General features: G+C 40.6%; 26 protein-coding genes. 14 read left to right on the plus strand and 12 right to left on the minus strand.

All coding sequences use genetic code 11. The features are described from left to right. The first annotated feature begins 131 nt into the window (after positions 1-131). The 4 genes from DI077_RS14570 to DI077_RS14585 are packed head-to-tail and all read left to right on the plus strand — an operon-like array spanning position 132 to position 3,472. Positions 132-1,031 carry a COX15/CtaA family protein gene (locus tag DI077_RS14570; RefSeq protein ID WP_109021128.1) on the plus strand — a complete coding sequence of 300 codons (900 nt, stop codon included), beginning with the start codon at positions 132-134 and terminating at the stop codon, positions 1,029-1,031. Next, a complete protein-coding gene (gene cyoE, locus DI077_RS14575) occupies positions 1,024-1,878 on the plus strand; it encodes a heme o synthase (protein WP_109021126.1) in 855 nt (284 codons plus the stop codon). The genes DI077_RS14570 and cyoE overlap by 8 nt, the downstream gene beginning before the upstream one ends. Before the next feature lie 48 nt (positions 1,879-1,926). Further along, a complete protein-coding gene (locus tag DI077_RS14580) occupies positions 1,927-2,592 on the plus strand; it encodes a TPM domain-containing protein (protein WP_109021123.1) in 666 nt (221 codons plus the stop codon). Then, positions 2,540-3,472 carry a TPM domain-containing protein gene (locus tag DI077_RS14585; protein ID WP_242935221.1) on the plus strand — a complete coding sequence of 311 codons (933 nt, stop codon included), beginning with the start codon at positions 2,540-2,542 and terminating at the stop codon, positions 3,470-3,472. Before DI077_RS14580 ends, DI077_RS14585 begins: the two co-directional genes overlap by 53 nt. A gap of 8 nt (positions 3,473-3,480) precedes the next feature. Here the strand turns inward: DI077_RS14585 and DI077_RS14590 are convergent, their stop codons facing one another. The 6 genes from DI077_RS14590 to DI077_RS14615 form a co-directional block, all read right to left on the minus strand. Beyond that, complete coding sequence (locus DI077_RS14590) at positions 3,481-5,601, minus strand: SpoIIE family protein phosphatase (RefSeq protein ID WP_109021118.1); 2,121 nt, start codon at positions 5,599-5,601, stop codon at positions 3,481-3,483. 20 nt (positions 5,602-5,621) lie between these two features. Continuing rightward, on the minus strand, positions 5,622-6,902 hold the full coding sequence (locus DI077_RS14595; RefSeq protein ID WP_109021116.1) for a citrate/2-methylcitrate synthase: 1,281 nt from the start codon (positions 6,900-6,902) through the stop codon (positions 5,622-5,624). 58 nt (positions 6,903-6,960) lie between these two features. Then, positions 6,961-7,311: an STAS domain-containing protein gene (locus DI077_RS14600; RefSeq protein ID WP_109021113.1), complete on the minus strand. Its 351-nt coding sequence runs from the start codon at positions 7,309-7,311 to the stop codon at positions 6,961-6,963. 42 nt (positions 7,312-7,353) lie between these two features. Then, a complete protein-coding gene (locus tag DI077_RS14605; RefSeq protein ID WP_109021110.1) occupies positions 7,354-7,578 on the minus strand; it encodes a hypothetical protein in 225 nt (74 codons plus the stop codon). A gap of 58 nt (positions 7,579-7,636) precedes the next feature. Then, a complete protein-coding gene (locus DI077_RS14610) occupies positions 7,637-8,044 on the minus strand; it encodes a c-type cytochrome (RefSeq protein ID WP_109021108.1) in 408 nt (135 codons plus the stop codon). A 62-nt stretch (positions 8,045-8,106) separates the two neighbouring features. Next, entirely contained in the window at positions 8,107-9,021 is a 915-nt protein-coding gene (locus DI077_RS14615) for a TIGR01777 family oxidoreductase (protein WP_109021107.1), read from the minus strand. Positions 9,022-9,096: 75 nt separating this feature from the next. Between DI077_RS14615 and DI077_RS14620 the strand changes: the two genes are divergently transcribed. Genes DI077_RS14620 through DI077_RS14650 form a run of 7 tightly spaced genes read left to right on the plus strand, consistent with a single transcriptional unit; the run spans position 9,097 to position 16,922 of the window. Next, complete coding sequence (locus DI077_RS14620; protein ID WP_109021106.1) at positions 9,097-9,684, plus strand: hypothetical protein; 588 nt, start codon at positions 9,097-9,099, stop codon at positions 9,682-9,684. Between the two features lie 9 nt (positions 9,685-9,693). Then, the gene (locus DI077_RS14625; protein WP_109021105.1) at positions 9,694-11,277 is read left to right on the plus strand and encodes a MoxR family ATPase; all 1,584 of its coding nucleotides are present in this window, start codon (positions 9,694-9,696) and stop codon (positions 11,275-11,277) included. Next, positions 11,274-12,221 carry a hypothetical protein gene (locus DI077_RS14630; protein WP_109021104.1) on the plus strand — a complete coding sequence of 316 codons (948 nt, stop codon included), beginning with the start codon at positions 11,274-11,276 and terminating at the stop codon, positions 12,219-12,221. The genes DI077_RS14625 and DI077_RS14630 overlap by 4 nt, the downstream gene beginning before the upstream one ends. Further along, positions 12,218-13,930, plus strand: a complete 1,713-nt coding sequence (locus tag DI077_RS14635; protein ID WP_109021103.1) for a vWA domain-containing protein — start codon at positions 12,218-12,220, stop codon at positions 13,928-13,930. The genes DI077_RS14630 and DI077_RS14635 overlap by 4 nt, the downstream gene beginning before the upstream one ends. Then, a complete protein-coding gene (locus DI077_RS14640; protein WP_109021102.1) occupies positions 13,893-14,450 on the plus strand; it encodes a hypothetical protein in 558 nt (185 codons plus the stop codon). The genes DI077_RS14635 and DI077_RS14640 overlap by 38 nt, the downstream gene beginning before the upstream one ends. A gap of 4 nt (positions 14,451-14,454) precedes the next feature. Further along, positions 14,455-15,837 (plus strand): phenylacetate--CoA ligase family protein, encoded by a 1,383-nt coding sequence (locus DI077_RS14645; protein WP_242935222.1) that lies wholly within the window; start codon positions 14,455-14,457, stop codon positions 15,835-15,837. Between the two features lie 29 nt (positions 15,838-15,866). Further along, the gene (locus DI077_RS14650; RefSeq protein WP_109021101.1) at positions 15,867-16,922 is read left to right on the plus strand and encodes an AAA family ATPase; all 1,056 of its coding nucleotides are present in this window, start codon (positions 15,867-15,869) and stop codon (positions 16,920-16,922) included. On the opposite strand, the gene DI077_RS14655 is transcribed toward DI077_RS14650, so the two are convergent. The 5 genes from DI077_RS14655 to lmtA all read right to left on the minus strand — a co-directional run bounded on the left by DI077_RS14655 (position 16,831) and on the right by lmtA (position 20,405). Continuing rightward, the gene (locus DI077_RS14655; protein WP_109021100.1) at positions 16,831-17,727 is read right to left on the minus strand and encodes a phytanoyl-CoA dioxygenase family protein; all 897 of its coding nucleotides are present in this window, start codon (positions 17,725-17,727) and stop codon (positions 16,831-16,833) included. The genes DI077_RS14650 and DI077_RS14655 overlap by 92 nt on opposite strands. Beyond that, positions 17,728-17,985, minus strand: a complete 258-nt coding sequence (locus DI077_RS14660; protein ID WP_109021099.1) for a hypothetical protein — start codon at positions 17,983-17,985, stop codon at positions 17,728-17,730. A 9-nt stretch (positions 17,986-17,994) separates the two neighbouring features. Beyond that, entirely contained in the window at positions 17,995-18,903 is a 909-nt protein-coding gene (locus tag DI077_RS14665) for a DUF1853 family protein (RefSeq protein WP_109021098.1), read from the minus strand. Between the two features lie 14 nt (positions 18,904-18,917). Then, positions 18,918-19,427, minus strand: a complete 510-nt coding sequence (locus tag DI077_RS14670) for a DUF1564 family protein (RefSeq protein ID WP_109021097.1) — start codon at positions 19,425-19,427, stop codon at positions 18,918-18,920. A 216-nt stretch (positions 19,428-19,643) separates the two neighbouring features. After that, on the minus strand, positions 19,644-20,405 hold the full coding sequence (lmtA, locus tag DI077_RS14675; RefSeq protein WP_109021096.1) for a lipid A Kdo2 1-phosphate O-methyltransferase: 762 nt from the start codon (positions 20,403-20,405) through the stop codon (positions 19,644-19,646). Positions 20,406-20,451: 46 nt separating this feature from the next. On the opposite strand from lmtA, the gene DI077_RS14680 reads away from it, so the two are divergent. The 3 genes from DI077_RS14680 to DI077_RS14690 are packed head-to-tail and all read left to right on the plus strand — an operon-like array spanning position 20,452 to position 23,026. Next, the gene (locus DI077_RS14680) at positions 20,452-21,708 is read left to right on the plus strand and encodes a lysophospholipid acyltransferase family protein (protein ID WP_109021095.1); all 1,257 of its coding nucleotides are present in this window, start codon (positions 20,452-20,454) and stop codon (positions 21,706-21,708) included. After that, on the plus strand, positions 21,708-22,355 hold the full coding sequence (locus tag DI077_RS14685) for a hypothetical protein (RefSeq protein WP_109021094.1): 648 nt from the start codon (positions 21,708-21,710) through the stop codon (positions 22,353-22,355). The genes DI077_RS14680 and DI077_RS14685 overlap by 1 nt, the downstream gene beginning before the upstream one ends. A gap of 35 nt (positions 22,356-22,390) precedes the next feature. After that, positions 22,391-23,026, plus strand: a complete 636-nt coding sequence (locus tag DI077_RS14690; protein ID WP_109021093.1) for a rubrerythrin — start codon at positions 22,391-22,393, stop codon at positions 23,024-23,026. Here DI077_RS14690 and DI077_RS14695 read toward each other — a convergent pair. Further along, positions 23,007-23,984 carry a hypothetical protein gene (locus DI077_RS14695; RefSeq protein WP_109021092.1) on the minus strand — a complete coding sequence of 326 codons (978 nt, stop codon included), beginning with the start codon at positions 23,982-23,984 and terminating at the stop codon, positions 23,007-23,009. The two genes, DI077_RS14690 and DI077_RS14695, sit on opposite strands and share 20 nt — an antisense overlap. Positions 23,985-23,986: the final 2 nt, after the last annotated feature.

Consider the following 23,986-nt stretch of genomic DNA (forward strand, 5'->3'; position numbering starts at 1 on the left):
TTCATATAAATAGTTCCTGTCTAAGACTATAAATGAAATCGGTTTAAATCTCCAACAATTTTTAGATTTACTTTGATTAAATTTATTTTCCTGACAATCCAGTCTTCAATCCTGGAGGAAACAGACTGAAGATGAAAATACAAAAAATATACACCGCCCTCTCCGTCTTAATCCTCTTCAATATGATCTACGGACCGCTTGTGCGAGCCACGGATTCAGGTCTTGCTTGTCCCGATTGGCCTTTGTGCAACGGGCAATTTGTACCTACCTGGACTTTTCATATCTTTATGGAAGTAGGACACCGGTATTATTCGGGTATTTTAGGGATACTGATCTTTGCCGCATTGATATTCGTTCTCAAAAACAAAGAACATAGAAAGAATTATGCGATCCCTGCGACATTATCCCTTATTTTTCTTATTTCCCAAGTGACTTTGGGTGCGTTAACGGTAACAAAACTTCTTCACCCAACTACGGTTAACCTTCATTTGATCAATGCGGTTTTGCTTCTCACTACATGCCTGACGATTGCATTGCAAGCAAAGGAAGAAGGTAAATCTGTTTTTCACGCAAAGCCTGAAGCACGGCTTTTATTCGTACTGATCCTAGCTTTTGTTCTATACCAACTCTTTCTGGGAGGAAAAGTGAGTTCCCATTATGCAGGACTTGCCTGCCCCGATTTTCCTACCTGTTTCGGAGAATGGATTCCCAAGATGCACGGCACGATCAGATTCCAAATGGAACACAGAATATTCGGATACATCACTGCACTTCTGATCCTGGGAACGACCGCCTATTCCATCTTCCGATTGGAAGATACAAAAGTGAAGTTTTATCTGAAAGCAGCGTCCTATCTGATCATTTTACAGATATTAGTTGGTGCGCTAAACGTTCTTTATCAGCTGCCAAAGCTTCTGACCGGGTTTCATACATTAAACGGAGTTTTTGTTTTTACCGCATGTTATATCGCCAGTTTCCACCAGTTTCGAAAAAGCGAAACCGGATCTGAGAAAGTAGACTATCATGCTTAAAACCTGGAACCAACTCACCAAACCAAGGGTCACGATCCTTGTGCTCGCAACTGTTTTTCCGGGCCTTTATCTGGGAACGGAGGGAACACCTTCCCTTTCCTTGACACTAGTCACAATGCTCGGAACCTATCTGATGAGTTCCGCATCCTTCATATTCAATCAATACATCGAATGGGAAAAAGACGCCGTGATGTACAGAACGAAAAAAAGACCGATCCCGGAAGGAATCATCACTCCCAAGACGGCACTCTTTTTGGGAACAGTGATTATGCTTCTTGCTTTCGGGATATTGCATTATTATGTAAATCTTCTCACAGCCATTTGTGCTTGGGCCGCATTATTACTTTATGTATTTCTTTACACTCTTTGGTTGAAACCCAGGACGGAACAAAATGTTGTGATCGGGGGAATTTCCGGCTGCATAGGACCTTTGATCGGTTATGCGGCGGTCTCAAATTCTCTTCCATTACCTGCATGGGTTTTATTTTTAATGATCTTTCTCTGGACACCTGCGCATTTCTGGGCTTTGGCGATTTTCCTTAAAAAAGATTATGAATTCGCTGGGATTCCCATGATGCCTGTGGTTTCCGGCGTAGATAAAACAGTGAAGCAGATTTTCTTATATTCCATCGCCTATTCGGTTACGGTTCTGGGATTCTATTTTGCAGAAGATAGAATGGGAATGATTTATCTTACTTCGGCGATACTGCTGACTATTTTGTTTTTGAGCTTCGCCTATAAATTATTGCAGATCAAAGAAGCGGTTTTTGCTAAAAAGTTTTTCTTTTTCAGCATACTTCACCTTTTCCTTGTGAGCATTGCCATTGTAGTCGATTCCAGAATTTAGATAATTTTTTGATTGCAGAGAGATATAAAAATACCCAAACTTTGCCCCATGGGTATTTTATCTCGTTACTTTTCCACAACTGATCTAACAGAAATCAAACTCGCTGTCCAAGAAGCGGAGAAAAAAACTTCCGGAGAAATCGTTCCTTATTTTGCGGAAGCCTCTCACCATTACAAAGAATGGAATTGGTTCGGCTCTTTTATCGGAGGCGGATTGGGAGGATCGGCACTTTTCTTTTTAGACAGATTCGGTTTCAAAGGATGGGACTACGGCGCATTGGATTCAATCGTATTCGTATGGTTAGGTGCTTTTGCCGGATTCATTCTTCCTTATTTTCTTTCTTCCCTACGTTTAGCAATTGTTCCGTTCGGTGCAAAAAAATTCTTTGTAAACCTGAAAGCAAAAGAAGCTTTTTTGGAAGAAGAAGTGTTTCGCACAAACAACAGAACCGGTATTTTGATTTATATTTCTTTGCGGGAAAAAATGGTACGCGTGCTTCCGGACACTGCCATCGCAAAAATCGTTCCCCAGTCCGATTGGGAAGAAGCGGTTCGTTTGATTGTGGAAGGAATGAAATCAAAACGCAAAAAAGAAGGAATCGTTGCCTCCATACTTTTTTGCGGCAATTTGCTTGTTAAGTACGGACTTCAAATCCAAAAAGATGATAAAAACGAAATCTCCGATGAAATCAGAGATGGCGGAACTCAACTTTAGGAAAAAAGAAGTGAAAATTTACAGTTTAGTTTTTATATTAGGACTTTCTTATTTTACCAGCTTACAAGCGATAGACGTTCCTGAGTTGTCCAAACGAGTCACGGACAAAGCAGGCATTCTTTCCGAAGAAACCATCGTCAATCTGGAAACAAAATTAAAAGCTCAGGAAGCATCCACTTCCAATCAAATTGCAATACTCACCCTTCCCAGCTTGGAAGGAGAAGCGATCGAAGAAGTTGCCATTCAAGTTTTTGATAAGTGGAAATTGGGTCAAAAATCGAAAAACAACGGAGTATTGTTTTTAATCGCACCTACGGAAAGAAAGATGAGAATCGAAGTGGGTCGCGGGTTGGAAGGAGCACTTACGGACGTTCAAGCTTACCGCATCATTCAAAAAGAAATCAAACCCAAATTCAAAGCGGGGGATATGAATGCCGGCGTTGAAGCCGGAGTGGATGCAATCATCGGTACGATCTCGGGTGAGTATTCGCCAAGCGAAGATGATGTTTCCACAACGGGCAGCGGAGCGGAAAATCATATCGTTTATCTGATTGTAGCAGCTGTTATCCTGTTTGTGGGACTTTTTATGCCTTCTTTGATGGCAGGAATCGTCACTTATCTATTTACGGTAAGCATTTGGTACCAGGGTTTACTCGGGTTTTTCGAATCGGCTGTCGCGGTTTTTATCACCGTGGCGATCGGGGTCGGCTATCTTTTGTTAAAGTTGATTTGGCCTAGTAGTGGCGGTGGCTCGGGAGGGGGCTTTTACGGAGGAGGGTATTCTTCGTCGGATGATTCCTGGTCTTCTTCTAGTTCGGACGACAGTTGGTCCGGAGGCGGAGGTGATTCCGGTGGTGGTGGATCCAGTGGAGATTGGTAGTGTTTTGTTTAACTCTCCGATGATTTGAACTTCAAACCTACTTCCAAAGCGATCATAGATACATCATCTTTCCATTTTGATTTTTTCATTTTATCGAAAAGGTTTTCGGTAAGATCGGATATCACTTCTTCGATGGGAAGATGAGTTGTATTTTTCAATGCATCGGTAAACTCGCGCAAGGCGGCGCTACCATCCATTTCATTGAGTTCTTCAAAGATTCCATCCGTATAGATAAAAATCCGATCTCCTACTTCCACTTTATGTTCCACCATTCCAAACCGGTAATTTTCCAAAATGCCGATGATAGGCCCTGTGTTTTCGAGAAAAATTACATCCCCGTTTTTTTTCTGAAGAAGATGGTTTTGCATTCCGGCACAGGCAAAACGAAGAGTAGACTGGGCAAAATCAAAATCCAAAACAACAGCCGGAAAATAAATCTGAAGATCGGCGTTTTTATCGTAAAAATGTTGGTTCAGATAAAAAAGCAAATCGTTCGGTTTCAGTGCGATTTCATTCAATCTCTCGAATTCGGATTGAATCATCATAGTATAGAGGGCAGCCTGCAAACCATGGCCGGTTGCATCCACGAGGAAAAACCGGAAGTAAGTATCTTGCATCTTTTTGACTGAAAAAATATCCCCGCCGACTTCGGAGAGAGGTTGGTAGAGGATTTGCGCATTCAAATAAGGAGATAAGTTGGGAATCGTTGTTAGACTATTGACAATGCTTTTTGCAAGTTTTAAGTCCTTTCCGATTTGATCCAGTTTGGATTGAAGCTCTTTGGTCTTTTCATTCACTTTATCTTCCAGTTTTTCATTCAGATTGGTGAGTTGTGATCTGACTGTTTCCAAGTCTTTGTTCTTATCAATGAGCTCATTGGCAAGATTTTCCGCATCTTGAAATCCCTTGGAAAATCCGCGTGCAATAAACAAAGATTGAAATAAGAACATCATGAAAATTCCGTAGTGCACCATAAGAGGAGTAGTAATGATGATATTGTTCACCATAATATCGTTTAGAAACGTCGTGAGAAAGACTAGAAAACTGAACAGAAATAGAACCGATCCGACTTGTTTATCCCGTATCACCTTAAAAATTACAATCATTACATAGAGAGCACCTATCAAAGTAAATACCTGATAAGGAATCATCAAATAGGTGTAAAAAGAAGATCTTGTCAATAAAACGAGCAGTGAAAACAACAAACCGACGTTAAAGATAATACTATAACCGATCTTTGAAAACTGAGGTCTGAAAAGCAGAAATATATAACGGCAAAAAACGGGAGGAATCAAAAAGAAAGAAAGATAACTGAGTTTTAAGTGCAACTCCCAAGGCAAATTGGGAAAAAACAAAGTAATGTATTTGTTTCCTGTAATAAAGACTCTCAGGCAAATCAGCAAACAAGCCAGGGCAAACCAATAAGTATGACGGTCTTTCTTTCTATTAAAGTACAAAAGAAGATGATAGATTCCCATAAACAAAATACTACCGACGAGGAGCATATCCTTGAGAATTTCCGTATCAAACTGAGAGTGAATTGCTTTTGCATGTCCCAAACTGATGATTTGTCCGGGGCCCCCTTTCCTATGATGATAGTTGGATATCTGTAATATGATTTCGGTTTGATCCGAAGAAGGTACGAAGTCCGCAATCAAAGGACGGTATTCAGGTCTGGAATTCAATTCGGAACTGGAAACAATTCCGTTATTAGCCAATTTTTTTCCGTCAGCAAACAAAACATAAGCGGTTTCCATTTCGGGAATTTTCAAAGAGAGAGCTTGGTTCTTCAGATTGTGTTTGATGAGAATACGAAAACTGGCATATCCATCCCCTGCCAGAAAACCCCTATTCCAAAAACTTTCGGACCAGATCCCCGGCACTGTGAAATATTCCTTATTTAGTTGGGTGTCCAGAGTAGGCAAATCGGTCGGGCTAACTAGCAACCATGGATAGTATTGCCAATCACCAACTAATTTTAGAATATGAGAATCATCTTCCAGAAACTTTGCTGCTTCCAAGACTCCCGATTTGGCAACAGGTGCCGGAGCGGCTTTACCGCAGGAAGCAGCGAGAAGGGTGATGCATACAAAGAGAAAATGAAGACAGAACCGGAATTTGTTTTTCATTTTCTCTTTGGGAACTAGAACTAGATTCGGCTTTGCACCGGAACGTATTTACGTTGGTTTTCTCCGACATAAATTTGTTTCGGACGAAACTTACTGAAGTCGCCTTTTTTTCTTTGTTCTTTCCAATGGGCAAGCCATCCGGGCAATCTTCCGATCACTTGCATAACCGAGAACATTTCCTTTGGAATTTCCAAAGTCTGGAAAACAACTCCCGAATAAAACTCCAAGTTCGGATACAATAGATTTTCAATGAAGTAGGAATCATTCCAAACAAGTTCATCGATTTTCAGAGCTGTTTCTTCCACAGCATTGAGTTTGCGGTTTTTATAAAATTCCTGAACAATACCACGAACCACTTTGGCACGCGGACTTACGGTATCATAAGCTTTTTGTCCGAATCCGTTGGAGTGAAGTTTTGCTTCGCCTGTTTTGAATCTTTCGAAGTAATGTTTCACATCCGTTTTGGATTTGATGATATCTTCGATTAGTGCAATCGCAGCAGTCGGCCTTCCGCCTTCTCTCGCTCCCCACTGTGCCATAATGCCTGCGGAGATAGAAGCGAATATATTTGCCTGAGTGGAACCTACTGCTTGTACTGCGGTGTTGGATACGTTTTGTTCGTGATCCGCATGTAAAATCCAAAGTTGATTTAAGATACGATCGAATTCTTCGGGAACATTATAAGCCCCGGCAGGAACGGAATGCATCATATATAAAAAGTTTGTACAATAAGGATTTTTGTCCAAAGGATATACGAAAGGATGACCCACCGAATGTTTGTAAGTAAATGCGGCAATGGTTCTGATCTTTGCAAGCAAACGAGTGATCAAATCGACTCCCATATCCAGTTTTTCTTCGTAGTCTTCCAAATAATAACTGGATAAAGAAGTTACCATAACGGACAAAACCGCCAAAGGATTCGCTACTCCCGGAAATCCGTCAAACAGATTCAACATATCTTCGTGAATCATCGAGTGTTTTGAAAGTCTTTTGGAAAAATCAGCTAACTCTTGTTTATTCGGAAGGTCTCCGTAAATCAATAAATAGGAAGTTTCTACGAATGTAGATTGGTGTGCAAGCTCCGCAATATCATAACCGCGATAGGACAATTCTCCTTTTTCGGGATCACGTCTGGAAACTTTGGAAAGACCGAGCGCTGTATTAAATAAGCCCGGGTCTACAGTGACAAGTCCGGTCTTACGATAAAAATCAGAAAGATCTATACCCTCTTTTCCATCCGTTCCGATGATGGTGGGGAATTGATATGTTTTGCCTTTTATGTGGATTTCCACTTGGTTCATTCAGAAAGCCTCTCTCCCTTCCTATACTCGGGAAGGGAAGTTAGGAATCTAGAATAATTTAAGATTGAGTGAGTGCAGATTGTAAAGAGTCGTGAATTAAAACAAAATCCGTAAGCCCGACAATATCCATCACTTTGCGGAAATGAGTATTTAGCCCGGCAAATTCGATTTTTCCTTGCGTTTCGGAGGATTTTGTAATCAGGCTGATCAAAGTGGCAATGCCTGCGGAATTGATATAGGAAGTCTCAGTAAAATTGAGGATCACTCTATTTTTTTTGTCCGTAGGGATGGAATCGTAAGATTGAACGATTTCCTCTTCGGCTTCCGAGGTAATTTCACCTGCAATGTGAATCACTGGCAAGGCGCCACCGTTCTCAAAGCCCAGCCGAATCTTAAATTCCTCGATCATTTGCTTCCAGGGAAATCATACGGAGAGATGGGTCAATCAAAATTAACGTGCTCCTTTTCTTTCCGCTTTGGGCACCCGGCCAAAGGGTTGTTTGCAAACACGGCAAACGTAATACACGTCTTTGGGGGTCGCGGAAATTCCCACAAGTCCCATAGCGACCAATCCCCAAAAAGAATACTTCACTACCTTCCTAGCATTGGGGGAATCGTGGGAGGTACCACAATCACAACTGGGACGATCTGCTTTTTTTAAGGAATTTGTGCTCATGATGACATATTTCCGACCCTACCCTTAAAAAACGAGTAAGATCGGAGATTTTCAAAAATTAGTTTTTGGCAAGGTACTCAACGTATTTTGCAAGAACGGCAAGGTTTTCGTCTCCCAAATGGGTATAGGCCACCATCGGAGAATTTTTAATTCCTTGTTTCAGAGTTTTTGTAATGCCCGCAAGGGTGTTACCATTCTTCCACTCGTTAGCCGGTGATTTGTAGTTACGAGGTTTCGGGTTGAGCGCAGTTCCTGCAGGTCCGTCACCCAAACCCTTTTCTCCGTGGCAAGAGGAACAATTTTGTAAAAACAGTTCTTCCCCTTTTGCAATTTCAGGGTCAACCGGGGCAGCTGCCTCGACGGCTTCTTGTGGCGTAGTCTCTTGAGGTTTGTCTCCTCCACAAGCAACGATTGCAAGTGAAAGAAGGCAAACAGAAACTAAACTGATTATTTTTGTAGAATTCATTTCTATCTCCCAGATAAGGATGCTCCCAGACTAGCATGAGATAGGGATTTGAAAAGAAGAATTCAGTTCCCCTTGATGAGATTTGTCAATGAATCCCGAAGGTATTGATATTGAAACTCATAACCTTCTTCCAGAAGTCGTTTCGGGTATACGTACTGGCCTTGGGTAATGACCTGAGCCCCCTCACCATATAACATTTGTATCGCGAAAGCGGGAACACGCATAAGTGCAGGTCTAAACAACACTTTCGCCAATTCCTCCGCGAAATAAGCATTACTGCAAGGATAAGGCGAAACTATATTATAACTTCCCGACGAAGACTGTTTGCCGAGTAAAAACAACATAGCGGAAACCAAATCGGCGATATGAACCCAGCTCATTCCCTGTTTGCCGGAAGCGATCGGTCCGCCTACTCCCATTTTGAAAGGAGGGATCATTTTTTCCAATGCTCCTCCTTTGGGAGAAAGCACGATTCCTGTCCGAATAACGACTGTTCTAATGCCGGTATCCCGGATAGGATTTGATTGATTTTCCCAATCCACGCAAATGGAAGCTAAAAAATCATCCCCAGGTTTCGCATTTTCATCATATGGGTCATGTTCCGTCTCGGACATACCGTAATAGCCTATGGCGGAAGCCTGCATGTAAACGGACGGAGGTCTTTTACAGTCCCGGATACGCGCGGCAAGTCCTCTTGTAAATTCAACACGGGATGTGCGGATTAATGTTTTTCTTTCGTCAGTCCAGCGAACACCTGCTATAGGTTCACCGACTAAATTGATGATGGCGTCCATACCTTCGAGTTGGGCCGAAGTAGGAAGAGTGGTGGTGACAAAGTCAATCTCACCCAATTGTTTCAAATCGGAAGGAATTTCTTTTTTACGAGTGAAAATACGAAATGTATGACCGCGTTTGATTGCGTAAGGTATGAATTCCATACCTACAAGTCCGGTTCCGCCAATGATTCCGATTTTCATTTATAACTTAGACTTTATCCTTTCCATAAAAAAGAAGTAGAACTTTTTTTGGGGAAGCAAATATTTTTAGATTTCATGAAAGTTTCCACGATTGCTCCCGTTTTGGTTTGTTTTTTTGCGATTTTATCAGCTAATTATTATCTTTTCTCCAGTACAAAGAGAAACATTGATCGCTATCATAATTTTCCTCCCTTTCGAATTGAAGATGCTACAAAATCCGGAGGACTCGGCAACTTACTAGACAACGATTCCGAAACGATTTGGGTAAAAAAATTACCGAGCTCCGCCGATTGGGATTTTTTCCTGGAGATGAAGTTATCTCATTTTTGGGATGGAGTTGTTTTTTCTCCCAGAAATTTTACATCTCTGGAATGGAAAGCCTGCAAAGGTCAAACCTTACCTCCTTTTGAAGCAAAACTATTGCTACGCGAAAGCATCAACGTGGACAAAGAGTTGAGAATGCCGAATGACAAGCTGATTGCGGTCTATCGTTTCGATAAAAAAAACGAAACTACAACCGATTTTCCGATTCGACAATATCTCAATTTGAAACCGGAAAAAAAATATCCGGTCGGTATTTCGATTTTAACGGTTGAAGTAAAACTAACCGACGACAAGTCAGCTAACAACTGTTTTTCGGAAATCATTCTCTCTGAAAAATAAGGAGATCCGATGGATTTAAAAATTGCGGCTAAAAAAGTTTCGCAGTCCCCTACCCTTCCCGGCAAAAAGGATAACAAAAAAAAATTTGATCTGGCTTCCCTTTTGGAAGAAGGACCTCTTTCCGTAGAAGGAACCGGGGGCGAAGCATCGGGACTTGATGAGAAACTAAGAAAGGCCTATTTTTGGATTACCAATTATGCAATCATCAATCCGTTTTACGATATAGAATACAATAACACTCCTCCTGCCAAATTTACAATCGGCGATTTCAAAACACAAATCGTCCTACCATCCGGACAAAGTTACTCTAGTTTCGTATTGTTGCCCCTCCTAACATTAGTTGTGCGAGGAAAATGCCTTCTGGTAGGTGGACCGGGTCGCGGGAAAACTGCTTCCGCCATTCTAATGGCGGTGCTTGCAGGTTATCCGCTTAAAGAAATCAAACGCTCCATCCAACACGGTCAACCTCAAATGACTATCACCGATCTACTAGGCAACCCTCTTCCTTCGGATCTCATGAATGCAAAGTCCATGGAAGATATTAAAATTTCCTGGCGGAAGTGGCTCGGAATGCGGGTGAAAGTCATCGATGAATACAACCGTATTCCTACGAGAACGCAATCAGCACTTCTCACCGTACTTGGAGACAACTATGCGGAGTTATTCGACCAAGTATTCGAATGTCCGGATGCGGCGTGGTATCTGACTGCAAACGACGACGCGGGAGGAGGAACTTATCAAGTCATAGAAGCATTGAAGGATAGAATCGATGTGGTAGTCAAAGCTCTTCACTTTAACACTCGTTTCATCAAAGATCTGTTGCAAAGAGTGGAGGATAATTTCCGACCGGAAACAATGGTTCCTCCGGAAATCATTTTCAATGAAACCGAAATCGAATCCATCGGAGAAGAAATCCGTAACATAGAATTTCCGGAAGCATTGAGAAGAAGGATGGAATTTTTCGCTTCTCAGTTTGAATTTTTCGAACCTGCAGGAGAACAGATCGAATACAAAACCAAAGATACAGTAAAACTTTCCGGAATCGATTTTTCCACACTCTCCGCACTTGACCAGGGAAAAGACAAAAAGAAAGACCTTGGTTCTCAAACTAAAAACGGATTGTCTGTGCGCGCCATCTTCACCTGCATCAATTATGCGAAGGCGCTTGCTTATTTCAGAGGAGAATCTTCCGTGAGTTTGGACGATCTTTCCCATATATTGCCGTTCGTGTTGCACGATAAACTGGTTCAGAACTCGGACTCTCCTTTTTTTGAAGAACCCGGTTTCCAAGTCTATCGGAGTGACCGGATCAGTTGGATTCGAAAATTATTCGAACTTTCCTGTTCAGAGTATGATCGTCTCGGTATGGATAAAAACGATCCGGTAGCGGAGATGAGCAAAATCTTCGAACAAGGGTTAGAAGGTCTATCACCGGGAGATACGAAAGAGAGGATTCTCGCAATCGAATTGGAAGTGGAAAAGATCAGCAAACAAAGAAAGTTATACGGACATGTATACGACGATCTTTTAAAACTCAAATACCTGCATCAAAGATATACGAACTATTTGAATTGGATCCAAGCCGGTAAATGATTTCGGAAGGTTGGAGAAAAGGGCTGCTCGCGGAGAAGGACAATTGCAATCAATTGGTCCGAATGATCAAACAATCCAATGCAAACTTTGCAGAAGAGAATTTGAAATCCGTATTGGAACCTTACTACAACGCATTCGGCACTGCATTAGGAGACAATCCTACTTCCGAACAAATTTTAACATCCTTTGAATTATTATTAAATCTATTGTTAAAGGGAATTCTGAGAGAACCCGGAGGAGAAAAAGAAAATCGATTTTTCAGGTTGATCTCCCGATTAAAGTCACCTTTGCAGGAAGATATAAAAACTACCTTATCTTATTTAGTAAATGTTACATCAAAGTTCAATCAGCAAAAAGAAACGATTTTCCTGAACCGATTAACTACGATTAGTCCTGAAATCAAATCGATTCGGGATTTAAAAAAAATCATGGCTTTCCTGGCTTGGGTAGGCGGGAAACCGGAATACAGGGAAATTTCATTGGAAGAAATGAAGGAACTTTCTCCGGAATTGAAAAACTCTTTGGTAAGCGAATGGGGAGGGGATTTTTCTTCATTTCAATCCGTCTTTCAAAAATCTCCCTTCGGCGAAAATGTTCAACCCGGTGGCTCCAAAATCAAATACAAGCTGATTTCAGGATATCCTCTTCTGGGAGGAGATTTCTTTGAACAACCGTTAGTAGGTAAAGACAAGGAAGGATACTATGCGATTTCCGGGAAAAATCAATATCGGCTTTATTTCGATCTGTTTGGAGACAGTCTGTACGGCGAATCAATTTCCGAAAAACCCGGTCCTGTCAAAATCGATCATCCGTTTTGGAAAGTTGTTTTGGAAAAATCCATCTCCCTTTCCGAAATCACATCCGTCGTAGCCGAAGAAAATTTTATTTTATTAACGGTAAGTTATTCCTATTCCATATTTCTTTTTTACAAGGTCGCATCATGAATGATGTGATTCGGCTTTGGCAAGAAAAATGGCCCGAAGCATTGGCACTTTGGAGTGACTACGTAAAATTATCCTTACCTCATTTTCTTCTGACAAAGGACATGGAAGGAAAAGAAGGATTCACTACTTCCTTTGCGGCAATTCGACTAACAGATCATAAAGTATTATTGTCTCTCCGCAAAATCAAAGACCTGGGATTGGAAGATTATCCCTTGGAAATTATGGGTCATGAAATAGGACATCATGTGTATTGTCCGGGAGATCTATCCGATCACGGAAAGCTCATCTATCTGGTTCAAACTGCAATGCCAAGATTCGAACATATCGCAGGACTTATTGTAAATGTATATACGGACCTTTTCATCAACGATCATTTGAAAAGATACAATCGTCTTCGAATGGAAGAAGTGTATCAAAAGATAGGAAAACAAAAAGACCCGTTTTGGAATTTCTATATGAGAACTTACGAAATTCTTTGGGCCTTACCGGAAGAAACGTTAACTTTTAGTAAGGTGGAAACAACTGCGAACTCGGACGCCATACTTGTAAACCGGATCATTCGTAATTATCCGAATGATTGGGTAAGAGGAGCCTATGACTTTGGAAATATCTGTTATCCTTATTTTATGGGAAAGGACAGCGCGGAAACCATTAAGGTTTTGGGAGTAATTCATGATACTTCGGATGCCGGAAAAGACGGAGAGATTCCTTCTGGCATCACCGACGTGGAAATCGAATCCATCTTCGACTCCGGCAAAGATCCTTCTCTTGGAGGGAACAGAACGGAAGACAAATCCCAGCCGAATCAGAAACCGAAACAGCCTTCCCTAACCCCCGCACAATACTCTTCCATCTGTCAGGCGTTAGGTATAAAAGTAAGTCAATCGGAAATGGCTTATAAATTTTATAAGGAAAAAGCTTTGCCACACCTGGTTTCCTTTCCGCAGCTTCTCACTCCGGGTGCGCCTGAAATGGTTTTGGAAGGAAGTGACGAATGGGACTTGGGCTCTCCGATCGAAGACATCAATTGGGTGGAATCGGTTATAAAAAGTCCGGTAGTCATTCCGGGTTATACAACCGTTGAGAATTATTTCAGTGAAATGCCTTCTTATGAAACGGATTTCAATCCGATCGACTTAGACTTGTTTGTTGATTGTTCCGGTTCCATGCCGAATCCTCTCGTTGAAACTTCCTTTCTGACTCTTGCTGGGGCAATTATTGCACTTTCCGCCTTGAGAGTCGGTTCCGCGGTTCGTACAACTCTTTGGTCCGGAGAAAACGAATATAAATCCACCGAGACATTTACCAGAAACGAAAAAGATATTATGGAAATTTTGACAGGATTCATAGGAGGAGGAACATGTTTCCCCTTAAACTTGTTAAAGAATGAATATTCCAACCGACCGCCGAGCGCACGGAAATCCCATATTCTGGTAATATCCGACGAAGGAATTGACACCATGTACGACCAACCGTATTCCGAAAACCCAAGGTCTCTCGTCAAATCCATGTTAGAGAAAGCAGGCGGCGGCGGTTCCATGGTATTGAATCTTTACAATCCGAATTTACACGGAACGATCAAAACAATGCAAGAAGACGGATGGCAGATTTATCCTATCTCAAACTGGGAACAATTGATAGAGTTCAGTAAAACTTTTGTGAAAAAAACATATGAAAGAAATAAGATACTACGTCAAACGAATCGCTGAGTTTCCGAAATTCCAAACGGATCCGAATACTCTGGACCTACTTGCCTTATGGAATGATGCTTTGATCCGTTTTACAAACGAGATCAACAATTCGAAACACCTAAGCCGGCTTAAATCATCCCTTCCTTCCGATAAGAACTTACAAGGATTACATACAGTCATTATTTATATTATTTCCGATAAGGAATGGGAAAAGGACGGCTTCCCCACTACCAGATTGATGGAATTTCTTATTACCAAATTGCCCGAACTTGCAAAATCGGTTTCTCCCTATACGGAATGGATTCATGATAACGAGAGGTCGGAAGAATTGATCCGGGCTTTATTTTCCGCCTTGGAATTGTTACCTGACCAAGAAGATAAAAAATATTTCGAAGACAGACTTCGCTCGATTGATACGATTGAAAGAATAAAAATTTTGGAAGAATCGAAGAAAGCGCAAGAACGTGCCAAAGAAATACTGGAAAGAATGAAACGCGCGGAGGAAGAAGAAGCCGCGTCCAAGTACAATCGAGAGTGACCCATTGGATAGGGAGAAATATTTTTTATCCACTCCGTTGATGAAAGAAGAGTGGTTCTTATCTTTGCAAAGACTTATAGAATCGAAGTATGCTCCTAAGTGGAATTCGATCATAGGAGATCGGATCACAAAGGAAGACTATCTTTTTGTGAAAGAGTATGAAAAAGAGCTCTATGAAGATCGAAAATTCCATTCACAAGAACCAAATTCCAAAATCATAGAATGGATTCGAAAACATAAATTCAGTTCTTATTATTTTTATGAAAGGTTGAAAAACATTTCTTTGGAAAGAGAATTTCTTAAAATCCGGCCGATGACAAGAGAGGATTTGCAAAATAGAATCACCGAGATTTTACCGACCAATACGGATTTTACAAGAATGGTGGTCAATCCTACATCAGGGACCACGGGAAAACCGATTCTTGCTCCCAATCATCCTAGAGCAATCGGCTGTTATGTGCCATTGATAGAATATTCTTTGAAAAAACACGGAGTCGACGTTCCTCATAAATCGAATATTACTTCGGGAATTCAGATTTGCCACCAGAACGAAACGATCGTCTATGCAACTACTCATAGTTTGGCGGAAGGTTCATTGTTTGCCAAAATCAATTTAAAAGAAAAGGAATGGCAAAACCCATCGGATATCAATACATTTCTATTTGAGTCCGATCCGATATTTTTATCGGGAGATCCCTACTCTTTCGAATCCGCGATGAAGACCGGAATCAATTTCAAACCAAAGGCACTTCATTCCACAGCACTGGAGCTGGAAGATAATTTGCGGGACCAGTTAGCCTTATACTTTCAATGCCCGATTGTCAACTTTTACTCGTTAAATGAAACGGGACCGATTGCTTATTCTTGTCCTATTGATCCTGACTGGATGCATATCCTACCGAACGATATTCATATGGAAATTCTGAACGAAGAAGGAGAACCTGATGAATTGGGAGAAATCGTAATCACGGGAGGAAGAAATCCGTTTCTACCGTTACTTAGATACAAAACCGGCGATTGGGGAAGGATCAAATACGGAAATTGTTTGTGCGGAGAAGCTTCCCCGAAAGTACAACTACTCAAAGGAAGAAAGCCGATTTTTTTTACGGATACAAAGGGAAGAAGGATTAATCCAGTAGATATCTCCCGCATCTTAAGGAGACAAACGAACGTTTTACGGCATCAATTCATTCAGAAAAAAAACGGTTCCTATATTGTAAATCTTTCCACTTACCTGCCTCCCGGAAAAAGTTGGGGAGAGGAATTAAAAATTCTTTTTCAAAATCTTCTGGGAGAAAGTGCGGATATTTTATTTGATTTCGATCTTCCGAACGATGGGAAAAAGATTACCGTTTTTATTAACGAAAACATAGATTTGAAATCGTAAGTATGAAAACCGGATTCTAATTGAAAGTAATGAAACCAAATCACGGATTGATACTTGGGAAGTTTTTCCCACCCCATGCTGGGCACTTGCATTTGATTCAAGAAGCTAGAAAGGAATGCAATCACCTAACCATTTTAGTTGCAACCTTGAATCGGGAAATCATTCCCGGAAAGTTAAGATGGGAATGGATGAAAGAATTAACGAAAAATCTGGATGCGCAAGTGATTTGGGTTCAAGATGAAAATCCACAAGAACCTCACGAACACCCGGACTTTTGGAATATTTGGAAACAAACAATACTTAAGCATTCTCCTGCAAAGATTGATATTATATTTACTTCCGAACATTACGGAGACCCTTTAGCCGAAATTCTAAACACCAAACATAGATTAATTGATATAGAAAGAAAGACCTTTCCTATTTCCGCTTCCAAGATAAGAAATGCACCGTCCCTCTACTGGGATTTTATCCCTGAGATAGAAAGACCATATTTTTTAAAACGAATTGTAATCACAGGAAGTGAGTCTGTAGGAAAAACGACTCTTTCCGAAAAACTAGCCGAACAATTTCAAACCAATTGGGTTCCCGAGTATGCAAGAGAGTATCTGGAGGAAAAAAAAAGATTTGTGATCCGGGAAGATATTCCTTATATCGCTTTCGGTCATTTGAAATCGGAAATCGAATTTGCAAAGAATGCCAATCGGATTTTATTTTTAGATACGGACTTACTCACTACCAAAATCTATTCGGAACATTATTTTGATTTCTGTCCCGAATGGCTGAAAGATAGCGCCTATCAGTTGCAATATGACGATTCTCTATTTTTAGATATCGATGTTCCTTGGGAAGAAGATCCGTTACGGGATCTTGGCCACATTCGTTCGGAAATGAAAAATAAATTTATAAACGAAATGAAATCCGCAAAAAGAAAATTTCATATGATTCGCGGAAGTTTTGTCGACCGGGAAAAGAATGCGATGGAAAAAATCGAATCTATCCTGAAGGAGCCGATGAATCCGATTTACTTCGATCCGAAACAAATTTCCCTTCGTAATGTTTTATCAATTGATCTGAAACAGGTTTAGAGTCCGTTAGGCGACACATATGTAGTAAAGTGCTACCTTTCGATTGATTGTCGATTTTCGGGGGACCGAGCCCGTCTACCAAATGACTCTCCAATACAAAACGGATTTCCAGGCTGAACCTGGCGAGGCCCGAGGTGTTGGGAGAGGTTCCATGTAGATGGTGAGAAGAAAAAAGGAACATTTCCCCTTCATCAGCAAATACGTCCAGAGGGCTGGGTTCGATGGGGTTGGTTTGGGGTGAAGGGAATGTTTGAGGTACCACACTATTTTTGCTAGTTGATTGAAATCCCCCTGCGTCCAGCCATTCTTTATAATCAAAACGGTTCGAATTATTAAGAATTGGTTTATCAAAATAAGATGGATAGATCCTAAAGCCCGCTTCCTTGGGAACTGAATAAACAGGAATCCATAAATTGAACTGGCATTGGGGATTGGCGTACCATGGATCCCTATGTATAAAAGCAACCGGACCTGCTTCTTCAATTTCCTGGAACCGATCCGGAACACACCGAATTCGAATAGCGTCCAAGTAGATTTCTTGAGGATTTAGACCTAGTTCTTGCCAGACGGGAAAGAATGCGGTAGGTACCACAATATTATCTTTCACCTGCGACCGTAGGTGAATCATCCGAGAAAGAAATTCTTTTTGAGAAAGTTGGGAAACTAAATAGCGGGGGTCGGCCTCTGAAAATGTGGTAGCTACAATAGACTGAATCAATTTCAAAAAAGGTGGAAATGATTTCGGTGCGTCAAACTTCTTCGTTTTGCCAAGTAAAATCGACTGAAGCTCAGGTTTTAGATCCAACTAAGGTCCTTTCTCCCATTTAACAATCGCTTCTTTTAGTTCACTTGCACTGGCATAAAGGTTGGCGTAAGTATTAATTTGATTGAGAGCATCTTGTAAGCCAGCTTTGAAAAGTAGACCGTTTTCCATATGTTCTCGAAAGATGACCAGAGGATTTTCCGATTCCATCTCTGAGATTGTTTTTTGAAAGGAGTTTAACATTTCGTGCATTTCTTCCAAACTTCCTGGAATTTTCCAACCATTACTCAATCGACTCATATTTCAAGATTAGCTTATAAGAGATACGGATTCAATTAATTTTCGAGAAACCAAAAATCCTCGAGATAATTCTTTAGGAATAATGCCTACCTGCTCCCATTCCACTATAAGGACGGAAAAACCGGGATCGTCTAAATTTCTCAAAAATTGAATTAACTCATTGTAAGTATAAATATCCGAGTGCGAAGAATAACTCATAAGCCATGACAAACGTGAAGGAATGGAAAAATAAGAATTTGATTTTGTTTGTGGTACCTGCAACCGATTTTCCCAGAGAATCCAAAACCCAGACCTGTGATCGAAATTTATATCATTTAACAATGATTTTCTGTAATCGCCGGACAGATATTCATCTATAGGATAAAATAAAAACCCAACAAACCAAATCATCGGTATGAATGTTTTACCATATTTGACTCGTAAGTATTCCTTACCTTCCGATCTCTGAGATAAGGCCATTTGGTTATCGAGTAATTTTGCTAATTTTAAATCCAAGCGATCAACACCGCTTGGTCCAATATAAGAAGAAAGATTGGGCTCTTTTTTCAATTTAAGATAAAACTTTAAAGCTACTTCCAAATGGATATTTTCTTCTTCCCATTTTAGTAGAAAATCAAATTCACCTAACGTTCTTTCTGAATTGCGAATCGGAACATTCTTACCGAGCACTTGAACATGATTGCTTTGTAAAAAAATGAATTCAAGTAGCGATTCAAAATACCTACCAAGTCGGCCGGATTCCAAAATAGGGAAGAATTCCAGATTTGCCAAATTACTTCCATTGCCATTTGTTAGGTTCGGGATAAGATCGGAACGAAGACTTTCTCTTTTCGCATCGGGAAAATTAGAAGCATGTTGGATCAAATATCTGGAATCGAGTGCCCAAAGTAGATCAAGAAGAAGAGACGCCTTATCCATAATATTTTTGTATTCTAACTTGGAATCAGCTTCCAGATTTTCAAAACTTGGATTTTGGATCTAGTTTGATTGTGTATCGAAAAGATTTTGGAAGTGGAAGGTGTGGTATGTCTGACTAAGCCCAACTCCTTCATAAGTCGAAGCCAACCGATTGCTTCCAATTCCAAAAGTAGAACAAATAATCTACATCTGGAAATTCCAAGAGATCTAGCCATTACATCCATCTCAACTATACTATCGTTAAAAACCCGACAGCTTACCTTCCGTAATTCCAAGCCCTGTTCCTGATAAGAACAAGTTACTTTCCACCTCTTTCGAGGAATCAATCCAAAATAAATCAAATCGGAGGATTCTGTCAATAATCGACTAATTCTAGTTGCAAATGAACTGTAAAACTTCATCGAAACAGTGAGCTGTTTCATTTGCCTTACCGGAATTAGAAATGAGGTATTGGAACTCTTACCAATGCGACATAAGGTAGTTAACTCCAAGGAGTCGTTAACGAAAATTTCTCTTTTTTCCATATTAACCTGAATAGGTTAAATAAAAACTCAGTTGGTTCTTTTTTTTTAAACGATTGGTAGGATTTAAGCGATGTAAGAGGTACCACAGTTCAAAATAATCCCCTCACATCCGTGACAAAAGAACAAATGTGGTACCTCCCACCCCAACCCGCGCCAGCGATTGCAGCGAAAATCCTGCCGCAGGCAGATTGAAGCGGAAAGCGCGGTTCAGGCGCCCTAACGCCCCTCCACATCCAAGACTTTTGTAGTTTTTACGAGTGTCCGAGTTACCACATAAAACAAAGCCCCAAACCCGAAAAAATAAGTATGAAACGGTTTCCAAATCCCGGCAAAATTCCCAATCCGAATGTAAGGTTCCTGAAAATAAATCTGAACCAGATCAAGAATCGTAAAAACGACGATGATTCCGAAAAGACTAGGATATTCTCTTTTTAGAATATTCTTAAAAGAAAAAGCAAGATCCGGCTTCACATAACCGGAAAGGCGGGGGATAAACGCAGGTGTCTTGTCCGCCCAAGCAAGATAATCGTTTGCGAACTTACCACGAAGGAAAAACTCTTCCGTAAATATAATTCTTTCGTAATAAAGATAAAAGAACATTACATACACAAGCGTGAAAGCAATATCCCTTACGATCAAAACAGGTCCCAGATACATTAAAAAATTTCCGACATAAAGGGGATGACGTACAAGGGAATAAATTCCCGTTTGATTGACAAGATCAGCTACTTGCTGTTTGGTGTTCCTTCCCGAAGTGCGCGCCGGAGTGTATCCGATGGTAAAACAACGGACAGCAAGCCCTAAAAAACTAATTAAAAACGCAAATCCCAACCAATATAGATTGTGTTTGTAATTTCCGTTCAAAAAAGGAACAAAGGGTAAATAATAAAACGACAACGCTAAAACCAGTCCCGGAATGTAGGAGCGCCAGCGAAAGAGAAAATTGCCTTGTTGGTTGAGTTCTTCTATAAGTGCCATATGAAATCGTACTTGATTCCTTTCTAAAAGCTTATAGCTTTCGTCTATGTCAATCAAATCCTTTATTCCCGCTAAATTGAATTTGCCTGCGCTCTGGTTTACCGATCTTTCTTTGCCCCTGATCCTGAAACTCGCGCATAATTTAGAAGGAATCGAGGTTTCCTCCGAAGATCAGAAAATGTTAAAATCCTTCAAAAACGAGAGGATTTTATATATTTCCAACCATCCCACGACGAAAGAACCTCCCGTGGCCTATCATTCCGCAAATATCATGTCTTCCCGGTTTTTCTATATGGCAGCTCGAGAGGTTTTCGATTGGGCTGCAGGGTTCGTCGGGGAATTCATCCAATCGATTGGCGCCTTTTCCGTATTAGCCGGTGCTCCGGACAGAGAGTCGGTGAAAGCGGCAAGAGAAATTCTCGCGAGTCCCGGCGGCAAACTCGTGTTATTCCCAGAGGGAGAACCGACAAGCGGAATGAACGACACATTACTCCCCTTCCAACCGGGAGTTTCCCAATTGAGTTTTTGGGGTTTGGAAGATGCTTTAAAAAAGGGCACCGATGTTAAAATTTCAGTGATACTTTCTTTTGTAAAATACCGGATGACAAATTCGATCGAATGGATGCAAAAAGACATTGATCTCTCTCTTACCAGAATGGAGGAGAAATTCGGAATTGCAAAAACCGGTAAAGACATAGTTCATCGTTTTTTATCCATCGGCAAACGGATGATCGAAAGGGAAGAAAGAGAATTTCATCTTTCCGTCCCCGATGACAAAACGGAAGATTTCGATTTCAGAATCGGTCGCATTCGCCATGTTATGTTGGACAACATCGCCGACAAGGCAAAGATCCCGAACTGGGACAAGGAAGCGAACGCAATCGAAAAGTTAAGAAAGATCCTCACCACTTTGGAACTCGTGTCCATCGGAGCTTCCGATCCGAACGGGGAATTGCCTTCCATCGAAATGGCGAATTGGGCCCGCAAAGCCGCAACCAAAGCATACGACTATATTTCCATTCAAACAAATTATATCAAAGAATTACCTTCCGCAGAAAGATTATACGAATTCTTATACCGATACGAATCCGAAATTTTCGGGGAATCTTCCAACAGACCCCACAAAGCAATCGTTAGTTTTGCAAAACCTTTCTCCATGAATGATTTTTATGAGGATTATAAGAAAGACAAACGAGGAACCGTAGATAAATTGACGGACAGATTCCGTAAAGAAATGGAATCCCTACTCGAAACGGAAAAAAAGAAATCCGTTCCCCTCTTTCCTTCCAACTATATATTCTAATGAATCTGAAACACGAAAACCCATTCCTGGAAAAGATCAAAACAGGTGAGCCGATCGTACTCACCGAATACGGTCCTTCCACTTTGTTCGATGAAAAATTATTACTCTTACTTGATAATCTGACAGCATTTTATAATATTTCCGATTTCTCTTCCGTTTTCTTTACAATCGTAAAGGATTTGATTCTAAACGGATTCAAAGCAAATTTCAAAAGAATCTTCTTTTCGGAAAACCGTCTGGAAATCGAATCCGGCGCCGATTACGAATTGGGAGTTCGGATGTACAAAAGTTTCATTCTTTCCGGCAAAAGCGAAACCTATGAAAAGTTAGCCAGGGAAAAAAACTATTTTGTGGAAACCAGGATCGAGCACAATTCCGACTTCATCGAAGTGACAGTTACAAATAACAATCGTTTGGTGAAAGGGGAAATGCAAAAAATCAAAACATCTCTCACCTATGCTCAAAATTATAACGATATTATGGAATACTATATCGAACGGGGTGATAATTCGGAAGGAGAAGGAATCGGAATTGCTCTTTGTGTGATCTTACTCAAAGGAGAAAAGCTTCCCGTAGAAAATTTCAAAATCATGAGTACAGACAAGGAAACAGTAGCCAAAGTCAAAATCCCCTTAAAGAAACACTAGAAATTCTAAGGAGGTTTGCAAATCTGGGATAAGTTATGATTTCCCCGGCCCATTCTTTAGAAGAACAAAAATTAAGATCATTCTTTCAAGAACTCATTCCTCAAACAGACAAACATTCCCTTTGGCTTAATACTTTATCTCTACTCGAACATATCGGTTCACGTAAAATTCTAATGACCCAATCCAGTGAAGAAACTTCGGAAATGATTTTACGTCATGCCACGGAAGAAGCTAGACATGCCTTGTTTTTCAAAAAAGCGGCGCGTTCCATAAAATCCGATTTTGATTCGGGATACCGTGCCACCGAACTACTGCAAGGTGGTTCCGCCAAAATTTATTTCGCAAAATTGGATGCTAGCGTCCGAAAAAACCTGAAAAATGCGGGCTATAGCGGTCAAACTTTCACTTATCTGGCATACCTCTATACAACTACCGTGATTGAAGAGAGAGCGATGATTGTTTACAGGATTTACAATTCCGTATTGGAAGAATCAAATCATTCTCTAAACTTAAACAATTTGATCATGGAAGAAGAAGGTCATTTGGATGAAATGTCAAACGAACTGGCGAAACTCGACAAAGATTACAAGACAAGACTCGTAAATATGTTGGGTCAGGAACAAAAAATCTTCAATCGGTTTTTCAAAGCACTCACTCTTCAAGCTGCCTGATATCAAAGTTCTGCCAATAGTCCCAAACGTAGAACGGCATGATCACATATTGCCCGTTTGGTGAAAATTGCAAAACCCTCCCTGTTCCGTTCAAACTCCCCCTATCCGTCAGGCTGTATTCTTTTTCAGAGCCAGCCTCTCTCCGCACTAAACTCAAAGACTCTCCGGTATTTGTATCTTTCAGTTTGAATTGAGATAAAGAAGATTCCGTTGCGGCAGAAAGCCCGGACAAAGAAACCACACGCAATAATAAATTATCTATTTTACTATTGGAGAGTTTGGCTTTCGAAATAGGATATTCGGAAAACCAAATATTATTTTTCTTACGGAAAGATAAAATAACCTGATCTTTCTTTTTATAAACAAAAGATTCCAAATCTCCGATGGACAAAAAAGAAAAAGGTTTTGTAGTTAAGAAAAAATCAAGTCCCCCTTCTCCGGTTCGCGAAACAATGTCCGTGGAAACGGAATAGGCAAGTTTGGTATTCAAATGGCGAATCAGGCATTCCGACTTGGTATAGGAACAGTCGCCTAACTCTAAATCGGCTATTTCCTTGTTTTGCTCCTTTAAAATCAAACGGAAAGATCTGCCGTCTTTTCTAAATTCGGAATCACTCATTATTTTTGCCGTTTTTCCGAATTTGCGAATAACGGCCATACCATCCAATAAAGATTGGATTTTTTCCAAATCTGCAAAATAATGTGCCCTACCATCTTCTTCTTTTCCGGAAACAAACCAAATATTATATTTTTTGAATATTGAAAATTCGGTATTCTGATCTGTGCTTGGTTCTTTTACCTTGACCACGATGGAATCGGCACCTAATGCCTTTTCCCCCAACCATAACCGAGCTTCTTCATAAGTCGTAGGAAAAAAATGAAATACATCGTAAGCCAGTAAAATCAGCAATCCCAAAGTCAGATTCAAAAAAAGAAATGTCTTATTCGCTTTTTTCATTT

This window comes from Leptospira kobayashii, from assembly GCF_003114835.2.
Classification (GTDB): Bacteria; Spirochaetota; Leptospiria; order Leptospirales; family Leptospiraceae; genus Leptospira_A; species Leptospira_A kobayashii.

Excerpts from the sequence above, each read along its gene's own strand:
- DI077_RS14570 (WP_109021128.1), top strand. The coding sequence starts at position 132 with ATGAAAATACAAAAAATATACACCGCCCTCTCCGTCTTAATCCTCTTC.
- cyoE (WP_109021126.1), top strand. The coding sequence starts at position 1,024 with ATGCTTAAAACCTGGAACCAACTCACCAAACCAAGGGTCACGATCCTT.
- DI077_RS14580 (WP_109021123.1), top strand. The coding sequence starts at position 1,927 with ATGGGTATTTTATCTCGTTACTTTTCCACAACTGATCTAACAGAAATC.
- DI077_RS14585 (WP_242935221.1), top strand. The coding sequence starts at position 2,540 with ATGATAAAAACGAAATCTCCGATGAAATCAGAGATGGCGGAACTCAAC.
- DI077_RS14590 (WP_109021118.1), bottom strand. The coding sequence starts at position 5,601 with ATGAAAAACAAATTCCGGTTCTGTCTTCATTTTCTCTTTGTATGCATC.
- DI077_RS14595 (WP_109021116.1), bottom strand. The coding sequence starts at position 6,902 with ATGAACCAAGTGGAAATCCACATAAAAGGCAAAACATATCAATTCCCC.
- DI077_RS14600 (WP_109021113.1), bottom strand. The coding sequence starts at position 7,311 with ATGATCGAGGAATTTAAGATTCGGCTGGGCTTTGAGAACGGTGGCGCC.
- DI077_RS14605 (WP_109021110.1), bottom strand. The coding sequence starts at position 7,578 with ATGAGCACAAATTCCTTAAAAAAAGCAGATCGTCCCAGTTGTGATTGT.
- DI077_RS14610 (WP_109021108.1), bottom strand. The coding sequence starts at position 8,044 with ATGAATTCTACAAAAATAATCAGTTTAGTTTCTGTTTGCCTTCTTTCA.
- DI077_RS14615 (WP_109021107.1), bottom strand. The coding sequence starts at position 9,021 with ATGAAAATCGGAATCATTGGCGGAACCGGACTTGTAGGTATGGAATTC.
- DI077_RS14620 (WP_109021106.1), top strand. The coding sequence starts at position 9,097 with ATGAAAGTTTCCACGATTGCTCCCGTTTTGGTTTGTTTTTTTGCGATT.
- DI077_RS14625 (WP_109021105.1), top strand. The coding sequence starts at position 9,694 with ATGGATTTAAAAATTGCGGCTAAAAAAGTTTCGCAGTCCCCTACCCTT.
- DI077_RS14630 (WP_109021104.1), top strand. The coding sequence starts at position 11,274 with ATGATTTCGGAAGGTTGGAGAAAAGGGCTGCTCGCGGAGAAGGACAAT.
- DI077_RS14635 (WP_109021103.1), top strand. The coding sequence starts at position 12,218 with ATGAATGATGTGATTCGGCTTTGGCAAGAAAAATGGCCCGAAGCATTG.
- DI077_RS14640 (WP_109021102.1), top strand. The coding sequence starts at position 13,893 with ATGAAAGAAATAAGATACTACGTCAAACGAATCGCTGAGTTTCCGAAA.
- DI077_RS14650 (WP_109021101.1), top strand. The coding sequence starts at position 15,867 with ATGAAACCAAATCACGGATTGATACTTGGGAAGTTTTTCCCACCCCAT.
- DI077_RS14660 (WP_109021099.1), bottom strand. The coding sequence starts at position 17,985 with ATGAGTCGATTGAGTAATGGTTGGAAAATTCCAGGAAGTTTGGAAGAA.
- DI077_RS14665 (WP_109021098.1), bottom strand. The coding sequence starts at position 18,903 with ATGGATAAGGCGTCTCTTCTTCTTGATCTACTTTGGGCACTCGATTCC.
- DI077_RS14670 (WP_109021097.1), bottom strand. The coding sequence starts at position 19,427 with ATGGAAAAAAGAGAAATTTTCGTTAACGACTCCTTGGAGTTAACTACC.
- lmtA (WP_109021096.1), bottom strand. The coding sequence starts at position 20,405 with ATGGCACTTATAGAAGAACTCAACCAACAAGGCAATTTTCTCTTTCGC.
- DI077_RS14680 (WP_109021095.1), top strand. The coding sequence starts at position 20,452 with ATGTCAATCAAATCCTTTATTCCCGCTAAATTGAATTTGCCTGCGCTC.
- DI077_RS14685 (WP_109021094.1), top strand. The coding sequence starts at position 21,708 with ATGAATCTGAAACACGAAAACCCATTCCTGGAAAAGATCAAAACAGGT.
- DI077_RS14690 (WP_109021093.1), top strand. The coding sequence starts at position 22,391 with ATGATTTCCCCGGCCCATTCTTTAGAAGAACAAAAATTAAGATCATTC.
- DI077_RS14695 (WP_109021092.1), bottom strand. The coding sequence starts at position 23,984 with ATGAAAAAAGCGAATAAGACATTTCTTTTTTTGAATCTGACTTTGGGA.